Genomic DNA, 14,164 nt, shown 5'->3' with positions numbered 1-14,164 from the left:
CCATTAGTATATTTATATTTTTTCTTATAAAAAACATGAAAAATTAAAATAATTCTTGACTAATGTTTAGCTTTGATACTAAATTGATATTTAGTAATATTTTTTTAACATCTCATCCCTTTCATTTCTATGAAGCAAAATTTACGATTCGTAATGTTTGCTGCTGCCCTATTGCTTACAGCAATATTTTGTGGTACAGCAAAAGCCCAAGACAAAACGATTACAGGAGGTGTAACTTCCTCGGCAGATGGCAACGCAATTCCCGGTGTCAGCGTGACCTTAAAAGGATCTACAACCGGGACCGTCACAGATAGCGACGGCAAGTATTCCATCAACGTAAAAGCAGAAAATGTTACTCTGGTATTTTCTTCAATCGGATTTATCAAGCAGGAAATTATCGTTCCTAACGCCCAGTCGGTAGTTAATCTCGTCCTTGTTGATGATGTTAAAGCATTAACTGAGGTCGTTGTTACCGGTTATGCTTCTCAGCGCAAACAGGACATTACCGGTGCGGTTACTGTGATAAGCCCAAAGGAACTTACCGCAGTGCCGGCTGCCAGCGTAACACAGATGCTTCAGGGCCGCGCTGCCGGAGTTACCGTTGGAAATGATAACTCTCCGGGCGGTGGAACCATGGTACGTATAAGGGGGTTCGGATCAATCAATAACAATAGTCCTTTGTATGTCATTGACGGAGTTCCGACTCAGGGAACGCTTAACCAGCTCAATCCGAATGATATCGAATCCATGCAGGTACTTAAAGATGCGTCTGCAGCTTCCATTTATGGTGCCCGCGCTGCCAATGGTGTAGTGATTATTACCACCAAAAAAGGCAAACCGGGAGCGCCAAGCATCACATTTGACTTTTATACCGGAACACAGCGCCCTGGTAAAATGCTGGATTTGCTCAACACCAGAGAGCTGGGCGAATATCTGTATCAATCTGACCTTGGCGCAGGTAAAAATCCTTCGGTTACTTCCCCTTCGGTTCAATACAGGTTTGATGAAAACGGTAACCAGACCATCGCCGACTACATTTACCCTAATGTATTTGGAGAGCTTCCGGCTAACTACACCTATACCAACGACATTGCAGATCCGAACCTGGGAAAAACAGCTTTTAATATTACCAAAGCCAATAAGGAAGGTACCGACTGGCAGGATGCTATTTTTGATCCGGCTCCTATTTCAAATTATCAGCTCGGAGCAAGTGGAGGTTCAAACACTGCGAAATATGCTATTTCTGCAAATTATTTCAAACAGAATGGTATTTTGAAGTATACAAATTATAAGAGATATTCCATCAGGGCCAATACCGAATTCAAAAAAGGAAAGGTAACTGTGGGAGAAAACCTTACTTTTTCTTACGATGAACGCCAGGGTATTACAAACAATGATGAGAGTAACCCGATCATGTTCGCCATCCGTGTTCATCCAATTATTCCGGTCTTTGACATTACCAATGGCCCCCAGGCATTGGGAGGAACCAATACATCTCCATTCAACGGTTTTGCAGGTAGCCGGGGAAGTAACCTCGGAAATGCGCCTAATCCATTAGCGCGCTTATACCGTGAAAAAGACAATATCACAAAAGGAACCCACGTATTCGGAAACGCTTATGCGCAGGTTGATATCTTGCCCGGGTTGACCGGCCGCAGCAGCTTTGGTCTGGAATATAATCAGTCGAACCGTTCTGAGTATTTTCACAGGGATATCGAAGCAGCCGAAGCAAGAAATGCGAACAGTTTGAATGTTATCAATAACCTGGACCGCTCATTTACCTGGTTTAATACATTGAATTATGCAAAAATATTCGGGCCGCATAATTTGAACGTGTTAATAGGAACGGAAGCAGTTAAAACTTATGCGGCAGGTTTTCAGGCTAGTAGAAGTGGTTTTGCGTTTGATGATGTCGATTACCGTTACCTGGATGCAGGTGCAGCAGCCGGATTAGCCAACGCTGGTGCCGGCGCAACAAGAAGTGCACTCTTCTCACAGTTTGGTAAAATAAACTATGGCTATAAAGATCTCTTCCTGGCAGATTTCACACTACGCCGTGATGGGTCTTCTCGTTTCTCAGAGGCATATCGTTATGGTATCTTCCCAGCATTTTCAGTTGGAATGCGTATGACAGAACTGAATTTCATGAAGCCGACGCGAAAAGTACTGGACGATCTGAAACTACGTTTTGGGTGGGGAAAAACGGGCAACCAGCTGATACCCAACGTTTACAATGCCTACACACTCTATGCTGCTGATCCTCAGAACAATGGTTATGACATCAACGGTACAGGCTCGTCCATTGTTGGAGGATTTGACCTTGTACAATTCGGTAATGCCAATGGTAAATGGGAAACGAACACTTCCACAAATATTGGTGTAGATGCCGTTTTGTTTAAGAGTAAGCTTGAAGTTGTACTGGATTTATACAGTCGTAAAACAACAGATATGCTTACTCAGATCGCTATTCCCCGTACAGCAGGTACAGGAACGATCCCTTATACAAATATTGGAGAGGTCACAAACAAAGGTTTCGACATTGGTCTTAATTTCAGGGATAGAAAGAATGACTTCTATTATGCCTTAGGAGTTAATTTCGGGCATTACAAAAACAATGTTGTTAAACTGAACAACGACCCCAATTCAACAATTTTTGGATTTGCAACCCGTCTTCCTGCAATGTCAGCGACCAGGGCTGGCTATCCAATTGCGAGCTATTATGGCTATTTTGTTGATGGCGTTATTAAAGACCAGACCGAAGCGGATGCTGCTCCGAAATTCGGTTCGTATACACGTGAAGGCGTTTTCAAATTCAGGGATGTAAATGGCGACGGTATCATTACTGCGGCTGATAGAACCATCATCGGTAGTCCACACCCGGATTTCAACTATGGTGTTAACCTGAATGTCGGATATAAAGCATTTGACCTTACCGTATTTGGACAAGGAGTATATGGCAACGAAATCTTTAACTATACAAGATATTGGACGGATTTCAACGTTTTCCAAGGTAACAGGTCAAAAGATATGCTCTATAATTCCTGGAAAAAGTCTGGCGATGATGCCAAATTACCAAGGCTAAATTCAGGAGATGCTACAAGCCAGCAAGTTTCATCTTACTTTTTGGAAGACGGGTCTTATTTCCGCATCAAAAATGTACAGTTGACTTATACACTTCCTTCAATGTTACTGAAAAAGGTTAAGATCGCTTCTGCACAAATTTATCTGCAGGGACAAAACCTATTCACGTTTACCAAGTATACCGGACTTGATCCTGATATTAACCTGAGAAGATCGGGTAATGATAATGAGGATAAGCACCTAGGCGTAGACGAAGGCGCCTATCCCGTGGCTAAATCATATCTCGTAGGTGTGCGTTTCGGTTTCTAATTTTCTGATATTAACAAAAATTTCATATACTAAAATGAAAAAAATAGCTTTAATAATTTTCATGACCGCGATCAGCTTCGCCTGTTCGGACAGCTTTTTTGATCTAAAACCACAGGGCCGCGCTTCTGTTGAACAGTTAAGTAATAAAAACGGTGTCAATGCATTGCTGATCGGAGCTTATTCGCTTGTGGATGGCGTCGGTTCAGGCAATACAGGCCGCCAGTCGACAGTTTCAAATTATGTTTTTGGTGGAATTGCGAGTGATGATGCCGTAAAAGGTACCGACGCAGGTGACCAGCCAGAACAATCGTTTATCGAGCAATACAACTGGCTGTCTGACAATACTTACTTTTTGGGAAAATGGTGGCATCAATATGACGGTGTTGCTAGATGTAATGAAGTCATTCAGGTCGTGAATGGAGAATTGGTGAAGGACATGACTGACGCGGAAAAATTACAAGTAATTGCCGAGGCACGTTTCCTCAGAGGATTCTTTCATTTTGAAGCGAAGAAAATGTGGAATAAAGTACCTTATATTGACGACAAAACATATGTATCCTCAGATCCAAATTCAACCAAAGTACCTAATACAGAGGACATTTGGTCTAAAATTGAAGAGGATTTTGATTTCGCCGCTAAAAATTTGCCTGCAACGCAGTCCCAAAAAGGAAGAGCTACACAATGGGCTGCAAAATCTTTCCTTGCGAAGACATACTTATTTCAGAAAAAATGGGCACCTGCAAAGGCATTACTTGACGATGTGTTAAAAAATTCAGGAAAGAAACTTGTAGCTAATTATCATGACAATTACCGAACTGCCGGAAATAATAACAGTGAATCTATTTTCGAAATTCAGTTTTCGGTGAACGACGGAACAAACGGTAACAATGGTAATGCGGGAGATAACCTTAACTGGCCATATTCAGCAGGTGCACCAGGACGTGGCTGCTGCGGCTTTTACCAGGCATCACATAACCTTGTGAACGCATTCAAGACTGAGAATGGATTGCCTTTAATTGGCGATGCAGCCGACGGTACACTTGATACCTATAACAAGGTAGACCTACCGAACGATCAGGGAATAGCGGCATCTGCGCCATTTACCTTGGACAAAACCATCCCGGTAGATCCTCGTCTTGACTGGACAGTAGGACGTCGTGGTGTAAATTTCCTGGATTGGGGACCTATGCCAGGTTCTTCCTGGATTCGGGATCAAACTTATGCAGGGCCATTCACCGGTAAAAAATGGATGTACTACCTTGGTGAAGAAAACAGCACAACGCATTCTACCAGCAAACGAAACGTTAATAATAATTTCAGAATGATCAAACTTTCTCACGTATTGTTATGGTTGGCAGAGTGTGAAATTGAGCTTGGAAATCTGGCTGTTGCAGAAGGTTATGTAAACCAGATCCGTAACCGGGCAAAAACAGGATCTGTGCAAGATGCATCCGTTACCTACAAGGTGGAACCTTATCCGGTAGGAACTTTTGCAAGTAAAGGTGCAGACTTTGCCCGAAATGCAACACGTATGGAACAGCGCCTTGAGTTTGCAATGGAAGGTCACCGTTTCTTTGACCTGGTGCGCTGGGGCATTGCTGTAAAAGTTTTAAATAAATATGCAGCGGAAGAGGCAGTAGCCGGTAAAGAGCCATCAGGACGGACATTTAGCAAAAGAGGATATATGGCAGGGAAAACATTTACTGACAAAAACCTTTACTACCCGCTACCTCAGGATGAAATCCTGAACAGCCAATTGGATGGAAAGCCAACATTAACGCAGAATCCCGGATACTAATTGAAGATTTATTACCTAAACTGAATCCAAGAGCCGGCCTTATGGCCGGTTTTTGTCTTTGTTACCAATAAAATTATATTTGTAAAATATTAAAAATGAATCAGACATGGTATTAAAAAACGAAAGTGACTACGAAAAAGCTTCTGAAAGAATCGAAGAAATTTACGGAGCAAAATCGGGAACACCGGAAAAAAAAGAGCTTGAAGAATTGCTTAAAGCTGTAAAAGCTTATGAAGATGATTTTGTGAAAATGTTGAGGGAAAATGATCTTTAAATTTATTTAAATAATGCAAGGGCCACTTGCTTGAAGTCCGCATCACGAAGACGTAAAGGAGTATAGAGAAAACGATCACAGTAATTTTACAGAAAGCCCCTCCACTTTTTCTGCACGAGAAATAAATCGCTCGGTCAGTGTAGTCCTTACTTCCAGCACCATTTTGCACTCCATTTCAAACGTCTGCTCTCTGACAGGCAGTTCCATTTCTTTTACAATCCGCATCACGTCGTTCATTTGAACGTATGAGAATTGAAGATCATACAAATTGAACAAATGCTTTTCAACGATCTGCGCGTTTTCCAGGGCATCTTCCGTTGCAGATCGGTATGCGTTGATCAATCCCGGAATTCCTAAAAGCGTCCCTCCAAAATAACGGACAACCACAACAAGAATATTGGTAATCTCTTTCGAATAAAGTGTATTTAAAATCGGCCGCCCGGAAGACCCGGAGGGTTCACCGTCATCGCTTAACCGATAGGTCATTCGATCAAGCCCGAGACGGTATGCATATACATGATGATTTGCTTTCGGATGCAATTCCCGAAGCTCAAGCAAGTAAATTTTGGCTTCGTTCTCGGAAGAAATCGGAAAAACAAATGAGATAAATTTGCTCCCTTTATCTTTGAAAAAACCTTCCGCCGGTTCCGCTATGGTGCAGTAAGTATCGTCAAATAACACGGCTCGATCTTTTTTTATACCTGTATATTATAATTGAATAAAGCAGTGCAGCAACAGCAAAACCTGCCATCCATAAGAATACCAAAGGCAGATTCTCAACTTTGTTTGCAAACAACGCCGCGGAAAGAAATGCGCCCAGCCCGATTCCAGCTTCGAGACAGATATACATGGTGGCGATGGCCCGTCCTCTATTATGATCACTGCTTAAATCAACCGTCCAGGCTGACAATACCGGCGACAAAATTCCCATGGATACGCCAAAAAAGGCTGCGCCGGTTAAAAACATAAAAACCGTTTCCGCATAGCCGGTAATAACCATCGATAAAATCAAGACAAGGCATCCGGCGATGGTTACTGGTATGCGACCTTTTCGGTCTGAAAGTTTTCCTGCCACAAAGCGGATCAAAATGGAAAACAGAGTAAATACCATGAAATACATTCCCTTGTTACCCAGCCCGAGAATTTCACTGAAATCTGGCGTGAGTGTCGCAACCGCGCCAAAACCAAAATAGGCGAGAAAAGTTACAAATGCCGGACTGAAGACATCAGGTTCAAAAATGTCCCGCCAGGTAAGCTTGAATGCGTTTACAGAAAGTTTTTCCTTTTCAACCAATGTTTCTTTCATATTAAAAAGAATAACAATTGAAAGGAGCGCAAAAAATGACGACGTATAAAAAAGTGCATTCATCGAAAAAGCCTGGCTGATCATACTTCCGATTGCCGGCCCGAAAGCTGAACCAACGCCCATGCACATGCCGTGAATCCCCATCGCTTCTCCCCTGCGATTTGCCGGAATGATGTCTGCGATATAAGCAGCTGTTCCTGTTGGTTTAAATCCGGTCGAAAATCCATGAACCAGTCTTAAAAGCAAAAAAGGCATTACCTTTGTAAAAATCGGATATAGAAATCCGCATACAAAACATACCAGAGAACCAAAGGCCATAACCGGAACGCGGCCGACCCGGTCGGTTAGTCTTCCGCTGAATGGTCGGGATATACCTGCGGTTAATGTAAATAGCCCAATGATAAAACCCTTGTATTCTGCGCCTCCCATGTCCGAGAGATAACCCGGGAGCTCGGGGATAAGCATGTTGAAACTGGAAGAGAATAAAAAGGAACTCGTACCTAACAACCAAAACTGCAGTGTAAATATTCCTGGAGAAGCCGTATTTTGCATCCCACAAAATTACAACTATCTTGGACAAAAGTTAAGAATACTTGAAAGTGGTTAGCGTCAGGTCAAAATAAATAGCTGGTTATTCGATAATAACTAATTAGAAATTCCGCTGTATTAGTAACTCCTGATTTAATAAGACGCTCAACTTTTAACTTCAATGCGTTATGGTAAGGATATTTTACAAAGAGGGACGATTAATAAAACGTGAAAATGATATTCGCGAACTCGGCAAGGTCGAAAATCTGGTCTGGGTGGATTTACAGTCGCCATCTGCCGAAGAAGAAGAATGGGTTGAGAATAAATGCGATATCAGTTTTCAGACACCTCAGGAAATTGTTGAAATTGAAAGCAGTTCGCGATTTTTTGAACAAAATGAAACGATCAATGCGAACTCCAACTTTTTGAGTATTGACCGCGATGGATATAAAACCTATCCGGTGTCGTTTATCCTTCACAAAAATATTCTGTTTACATACCGCCGCGGAGATTCCAAAACGTTCGCAGACACGGTCAAGAAAATGAAGGTCAGCCCGGATACTTTCCAGACTGGTGTTGATTTTATGCTGATGCTTTTGGAAACCAGAATTGAGGCTGACGCCGATTCTCTTGAAGCAATTTCCAGAGACATTTCGGTTATCAGTAAGGATCTGGCTCATGAACAAAAAGCGAGACAGGAGGTTTTGTTGAGAATAAGTGCGTTGCAGGAGACGACAATGATGCTCCGGGAGACCAGTATAGATAAACAACGCGTACTTTCCGGAATTTTACGCAGTCAATATTTCCCGGAAGACAGAAAAGAACATTTACGGATTATATTAAAAGATATCAATTCCCTGCTTGAATATACCACATTCAATTTTGAGCGACTGGAATATTTACAGAATACCTTTATGGGTTTGATTAACCTTGAACAAAGTCAGGTGATCAAGATTTTCACGGTCGTTACAATTATTTTCATGCCTCCTACACTGATTGCAGGGATTTTTGGTATGAACTATACGCATATTCCTTCCACCGAAGAACCATGGGGATTTTGGGTTTCCCTGTTACTTATGGTACTTTCGTCGCTGGTGGTTCTGTGGTTTTTCAGAAGGAAACGGTGGATATAAAATCCATCGTTCATTTGCCTATTTTAAGTTTTATTTTCATGAACAACACCATTGAATTTACGTTTGCCAGAACTGACCAGGAAATCGACCAGATTCTGGCTCTCCAGCAACTTAATCTCAAAACCAATATTTCCGAAGCGGTCAAGCAGGATCAGGGGTTTCTCACGGTCTGTCATACGCGTCAGCAACTTGAACTCATGAGCGATGCCACTCCCCAGATTATTGCAACGGTCAACGAAAATGTCATTGCATTTGCTTTGGCAATGCTGCCCTCGCTGGGAAAACTCATCCCGGATCTTCAACCCATGTTTGAGATTTGTGACAATATTTTATGGAACGGTAAACTTGTGAGTGAATATAATTATTACGTGATGGGACAAGTCTGTGTGAGCGAACCTTTTCGGGGGCAGGGAGTGTTTGACAGATTATATCAGACACATAAGGCGTTATACCAACCGAAGTTTGACCTTTTGGTAACAGAAATTTCAACTTCCAATAAAAGATCTCAACGTGCACACGAAAGGATAGGTTTTGAAACTATCCATGTTCATCAGGATCATGTTGATGAGTGGAATGTAGTTGCCTGGAAATTTTAGAATGAAAATATTTATAATTCTGCAACATGTGAAAAGAATATAGATGTAATCTTTTTATTAAACTAAACTAATACATACTGGTACTTTACTGCTAAAATTTGAACAGTATATTACGTATAGACATTATTTTTTTAATATTGTGAAAGTCAACACTTTCTTCTGACTGATACTTGAAAATTTACAATTCAAATTAAAAATATCAATATAGTTTCAGATCAGGTAGATTTCAGATTTTTTTCCCCCTTCCAACCCTTTCTCTTAAAGCAGTGTCTTGATAATATTGGCATAGAACTTGCAACAGATTCATCTGAAATCTGGTATGGATTACAGTAAGTGCTGTAATTCTTAACTGGTGAGGAATCAAAGGTTTATGTACAAAGGACTATGAATGCATTTAATTAAGCTTAGAAGTATTATAAAGCTTAACTAATTACGATGCAATGATTCTTATAGAAAAGGCGTTTCAATCCCGACGTGAGAATCTCTGCCATAGGCTGTTTTAGTAAAAAACCGTACTGAGAAATTGAAAAAAAGACAGTTTCAACCGTATAGGTTATTAAAAATCTGTTTAACTAAATAACCGATTGAATGAAAAGCATCTCAGTAATCATTCCAAATTATAATGGAAAACATCTATTTGAAAAGTATTTCAACCATAATTTTCAGGTGCTTACTTCCATTGACACAGAGGTTGAGATCATCGTAATTGATGATGCCTCGACAGATGGATCTGTGGAATATTTGCAACAACATTATGGGGATAGCATCACACTTCTAAAAAAAGAAACAAATTCAGGATTCTCTGAGACTTGTAATTTAGGTATCAAACAAGCAAATATGGATTTAATATTTTTGCTTAATACCGATGTTACGCTGGAACCGGGATACCTTGAAAAGCTATATAAATTTTTCGAGAAGGAGGATACCTTTGGTGTGATGGGCCGAATTATCGGTATGGACGACGATCTGATCAGAGAGGCTGCCAGGGAGCCGCGCATTATGGGCAGAAAGATCAAATCTTCGGATTTGTTCCATCTTCAAAATATGGATGCTTTCACGCCGACATTCTATCTTTCAGGAGCAAACGCACTGATGGATACCAAAAAACTAAAAACGATTAACGGGTTTAATGAAATGTTCAACCCTTATTATGGTGAGGATCAGGAGCTTTCAATCCGGGCGTGGCGTATGGGGTGGAAATGTTATTACGAACACAATGCAGTTTGCCGCCACGAAGTAATGGCAAGCACTAAAAATCATAACCATAAACGCGCGATAAAAAGGATCCATTTCCGTAACCGCTATTATGTACATTATCTGCACCTTCAGGGGTCTGATCTTGCGCTTTGGCATTTACAAATATTGCTTTGTGACGTAATGTTGGGTGCTTTTACCTGCCAGTTTTATAAAATTGAAGCGTACCGGGATTTCCTCAGTAACAGGAAAGGCCTGCGGATAAAGAAAAGCGCATTCAATCGTCAAATGAAGAAAAATCACTCCAACATCGGCATTTTAGATGTGATTGACAATATTAAAATGATGATTAAATATCAGCATGTAATTAAATTATAACAAGTTACTTAATCAAAGTTCTGTATATTTTAATATACTGAGCTGCTGCAGTCTCCCAGGAAAATGATCTGCCCCTTGTCTTGATTTTTTCAAGAGGCAGATTTTTTTTATAATCTTCAAGGCTGTTTTGCAAAACAGAACGCATATGCTCCGGTTCGAAATTATCAAAATAATAGGCACAGTCACCTCCAATTTCAGGCAGTGATGTACAACTAGACAGCAGAATTGGTTTTCCAAAATACATGGCTTCAATGACCGGAAGTCCAAAACCCTCGGCAGTTGAAGGAAAAAGAAAGGCAAGACAATTTTTCAACAGCCACTTTTTATCATTTTCAGTAATCGGCCCGGTGAAAATGAGCCGTTCTGAAACTCCTGATTTTTTAGCTTCTTCAATGATCAGCTGCTTGTAAGCTTTGCTATGTTCTATCCCTGAAATGATCAATTTGTAATCATTTCCGACTAACAGCGCGGGTAAAACGTGGAAGTTCTTTTTCTCGGTAATGGTGCCAATCGTAAATAAGAAGGGTTGGTCGTAAGAAATTTCAGGTTCTTCAATAGGTATGCTGTCGTCCACGTTACAGCCATTGTATATCACAGAAGTTGATTTGCCTTCTAGCGACAGATGTTTCCCAAGATCATTTAATACATAATGTGAGATGGCGACAATATGATTTGCCCTGTTGATCTTATATTGAAGCTGCCTCAAAAGTTTATCCGTCTTGCCTTCTTTCAGGTTCGGGTCGTAAAGAAAATTTAGATCATGAACCGTAAGCACAATTGGAATATTTTTTCGAAAAGGAAAATAGTTAGTATTCTGATACGTACAGTGCCACAAACTCGCTTTGCGCATAGAAGGAAATAAATACTTGTGCAGGGAGTGATGCGTCAAAAATTTGGCATCCTGTCCAAAAATATTTTTTTCACTTTCAGGAATATAAAACGCAATTTCTTCGTCAAAGTTAACTTGCTTTTGCAGTGCTTTTCCTAATTGCAGACAAAAATGATATAATCCGGTATTCGGATATCGCATCCTTTCACAATCAAACATTATTTTTTCAGACATTGATTGTAAGGCTCTAAGGACAGATTTACGAATATTGAGATGTCAAAAATGCATAGACAAACTGGATTTGTCGCTTATGGATTTGCTAAAAGTAATTATTTTAAAATCTAAATATTGAAAACCTTAGGATAAGATAATCTTATTTTGGCAAATTCAGGAAACTCTATTGAGTATATTACCATTAAAGTCTTTCTAAAATAAGAACTGGATTTGGTCTTGTTCTCCTTGAAAATCCGCACCAAACGATGTAGATTTGTTTTTAGCAGTAACTACCCTCAAAGATTCCTACAATACTGCAACTTTAATCTGTTCTGTTAAAACAAGATAATTAACTATGTCACAAGAAATTATAAAACAGGAACCCCTGTTGATTGAAGATCCATTGCGCTTTGTTTTATTTCCTATAAAGCATATGGACATCTGGGAAATGTATAAGCGCCACGAAGCGTCTTTCTGGACGGCTGAAGAAATCGATCTTTCTCAGGATCAAAAAGATTGGGACAACCTGAATGATGGAGAACGCCACTTTATTTCTCATATTCTTGCTTTTTTTGCAGCGTCTGATGGCATAGTTAATGAAAATCTGGCTGTTAACTTTTTAAGTGAAGTGCAATATGCTGAGGCTAAATGTTTCTACGGCTTTCAGATTGCCATGGAAAATATTCACTCGGAGACCTATTCTTTGTTAATCGACACATACATTAAGGATCCGGCAGAAAAAGACCATTTATTGAGAGCCATCGACACCGTTCCATGTGTTCAGAAAAAAGCTGAATGGGCTTTAAAATGGATTAACAGCCCGGTTTTTGCTGAAAGAATTATCGCATTTGCAGCAGTTGAGGGAATATTCTTCTCAGGCTCATTCTGCTCTATTTTCTGGCTGAAAAAACGCGGATTGATGCCGGGATTATCATTTTCGAATGAGCTGATTTCCCGCGACGAGGGATTGCATTGTGAATTTGCATGTCTGCTTTATACACAACATATCGTCAATCAATTGCCGCAGGAACGCGTCATAGAGATCATGATGGATGCTGTAAAAATCGAGCAAGAGTTTGTAACAGAAGCACTTCCGGTTTCGTTAATTGGCATGAATGCTGATCTGATGAATCAATATATTGAATACATCGCTGATTTCTGGCTGGAACGTCTGGGTTGCCCAAAACAGTTTGGTTCTGCAAATCCATTCGATTTTATGGAACTGATATCACTTCCGGGAAAAACTAATTTCTTTGAAAAGCGCGTAGGTGACTATCAGAAAGCTGGCGTAATGAGCGGTTTACAAGATAAAGATTCAGGACATAAAATTTCTTTCGATTCAGATTTTTAGTCTGTTTCCGAAAATTAAAAACCTTGTCATTTTGACCATTGTCTGAAATGATAAGGTTTTTTCTTTAAACGCAATCTCTCGTTTTGAGGCTAAATTCTTACAAGATCGGCGCTTTTCTCCCACTTTTTTATAACTGACGCCACTTCTTTCGGAGATATCTGATTCATACACTCACACTTCGAAACATCTTCCTGACACTTGTTACAACAAGTTTTCCCTACAAGATAGGAAGCTTTCGGCCCGATCGGCCCCCACCGCATTGGAAATAGTGGCCGCATGGGAGGATATAATCCGAGGGCGTTATTTCCTATTGAAGCGGCTATATGCAGAGGTCCGGTGCTGGCGGCGATCAACCCATTGGCATGATAAATAAAAGAAATAAATTCCTTTAAAGTCATCATTCCCGTTACATCAACCACATGCTCGGGAAGCTGTCTCAGCCATTCTTTCATAGAAGCTCCTTCCGCCTTAGTGCCGGAAATAAATATCCTGTACTTTTCTTTAGGTAGAAGATGGATCAGATCCGCAAAATTCTGCAACCCCCACTCTCTCGCACTTTTATTTGATTTTGGATGTAAAATAATATTCAGCCTGTCCTGTTTTAAAAAAGAAAACAATCTTTCGGGAAGGGGGGCGATATTCTTTAACTGAAACTGACGAAACAAGTCTTCCAAAGTAAAATCCTTTTCAATTTCGAGCGCTTTTAAAAGTTTCAGATTCAATTGCGCTTCGTGCAACTCAGATTTTTTTCTGCTTAGCTGAACAAGTCTGTTGCAAGTCATCCAGTGGAACCACCGATTTGTGGTACCTATCCGGATAGGGATTCTGGCATCTTTTGCCAACCTGGATATTTTTAAATTAGGCAGAACATGGATAATTGCATCATATTTTTCTGCCTTTAAAAATTTGACCTGATCCTTGTAATCCAGTTTTTCGATCAGATCTGCGTTAACAAATTTGTCAATTGATGTGCAGGTATCAATTACATCTTCTGTATACGAACGGCCTAAAAAGTGGACTTCTGAAACTTCCGTATTCTCTTTTAAAATATTACAGATAGGGATTGTCAAAATAACATCCCCGATGGCATCTGTTCTACTCACAAGAATTTTAAGCTTCTTTCCTAACATTTTTAATTGTCATTCATGAGTTGCCACCCGACAACATTTATAAT

11 protein-coding genes are annotated in these 14,164 nt (G+C 40.3%); 7 read left to right on the top strand and 4 right to left on the bottom strand.

Annotated elements, in window-relative coordinates:
* The first annotated feature begins 129 nt into the window (after positions 1–129).
* The 3 genes from BMY70_RS18700 (at position 130) to BMY70_RS30945 (ending at position 5,462) form a co-directional block, all read left to right on the top strand.
* A complete protein-coding gene (locus BMY70_RS18700; protein ID WP_090337793.1) occupies positions 130–3,390 on the top strand; it encodes a SusC/RagA family TonB-linked outer membrane protein in 3,261 nt (1,086 codons plus the stop codon).
* 34 nt (positions 3,391–3,424) lie between these two features.
* Positions 3,425–5,188: a RagB/SusD family nutrient uptake outer membrane protein gene (locus BMY70_RS18695; protein WP_090337792.1), complete on the top strand. Its 1,764-nt coding sequence runs from the start codon at positions 3,425–3,427 to the stop codon at positions 5,186–5,188.
* A gap of 106 nt (positions 5,189–5,294) precedes the next feature.
* Positions 5,295–5,462: a hypothetical protein gene (locus tag BMY70_RS30945; RefSeq protein ID WP_177197064.1), complete on the top strand. Its 168-nt coding sequence runs from the start codon at positions 5,295–5,297 to the stop codon at positions 5,460–5,462.
* A 75-nt stretch (positions 5,463–5,537) separates the two neighbouring features.
* Here BMY70_RS30945 and BMY70_RS18690 read toward each other — a convergent pair whose 3' ends face one another.
* Together BMY70_RS18690 and BMY70_RS18685 are read right to left on the bottom strand one after the other, a co-directional pair.
* The gene (locus BMY70_RS18690) at positions 5,538–6,143 is read right to left on the bottom strand and encodes an IMPACT family protein (RefSeq protein WP_090337791.1); all 606 of its coding nucleotides are present in this window, start codon (positions 6,141–6,143) and stop codon (positions 5,538–5,540) included.
* Positions 6,133–7,320 (bottom strand): MFS transporter, encoded by a 1,188-nt coding sequence (locus tag BMY70_RS18685; protein WP_090337790.1) that lies wholly within the window; start codon positions 7,318–7,320, stop codon positions 6,133–6,135. Before BMY70_RS18685 ends, BMY70_RS18690 begins: the two co-directional genes overlap by 11 nt.
* 164 nt (positions 7,321–7,484) lie before the next feature.
* Between BMY70_RS18685 and corA the strand changes: the two genes are divergently transcribed.
* From corA to BMY70_RS18670, 3 genes are all read left to right on the top strand, one after another.
* A complete protein-coding gene (gene corA / locus BMY70_RS18680; RefSeq protein WP_090337789.1) occupies positions 7,485–8,429 on the top strand; it encodes a magnesium/cobalt transporter CorA in 945 nt (314 codons plus the stop codon).
* A gap of 38 nt (positions 8,430–8,467) precedes the next feature.
* Positions 8,468–9,025, top strand: a complete 558-nt coding sequence (locus BMY70_RS18675; RefSeq protein ID WP_177197063.1) for a GNAT family N-acetyltransferase — start codon at positions 8,468–8,470, stop codon at positions 9,023–9,025.
* 588 nt (positions 9,026–9,613) lie between these two features.
* The gene (locus BMY70_RS18670; protein WP_090337787.1) at positions 9,614–10,597 is read left to right on the top strand and encodes a glycosyltransferase family 2 protein; all 984 of its coding nucleotides are present in this window, start codon (positions 9,614–9,616) and stop codon (positions 10,595–10,597) included.
* A gap of 4 nt (positions 10,598–10,601) precedes the next feature.
* Here the strand turns inward: BMY70_RS18670 and BMY70_RS18665 are convergent, their stop codons facing one another.
* Positions 10,602–11,660, bottom strand: a complete 1,059-nt coding sequence (locus tag BMY70_RS18665) for a glycosyltransferase family 4 protein (RefSeq protein WP_229209670.1) — start codon at positions 11,658–11,660, stop codon at positions 10,602–10,604.
* 334 nt (positions 11,661–11,994) lie between these two features.
* Here BMY70_RS18665 and BMY70_RS18660 point away from each other — a divergent pair, with 334 nt between their 5' ends.
* On the top strand, positions 11,995–12,990 hold the full coding sequence (locus BMY70_RS18660) for a ribonucleoside-diphosphate reductase small subunit (protein WP_090337786.1): 996 nt from the start codon (positions 11,995–11,997) through the stop codon (positions 12,988–12,990).
* 89 nt (positions 12,991–13,079) lie between these two features.
* On the opposite strand, the gene BMY70_RS18655 is transcribed toward BMY70_RS18660, so the two are convergent.
* A complete protein-coding gene (locus BMY70_RS18655) occupies positions 13,080–14,120 on the bottom strand; it encodes a glycosyltransferase family 9 protein (protein WP_090337785.1) in 1,041 nt (346 codons plus the stop codon).
* Positions 14,121–14,164: the final 44 nt, after the last annotated feature.

The sequence above is a fragment of the Dyadobacter koreensis genome, from assembly GCF_900108855.1.
In the GTDB taxonomy this organism is placed as follows: Bacteria; Bacteroidota; Bacteroidia; order Cytophagales; family Spirosomataceae; genus Dyadobacter; species Dyadobacter koreensis.
The sequence above is the reverse complement of the archived record's forward strand: the minus strand, read 5'-3'. Positions and strand labels throughout refer to the sequence as shown.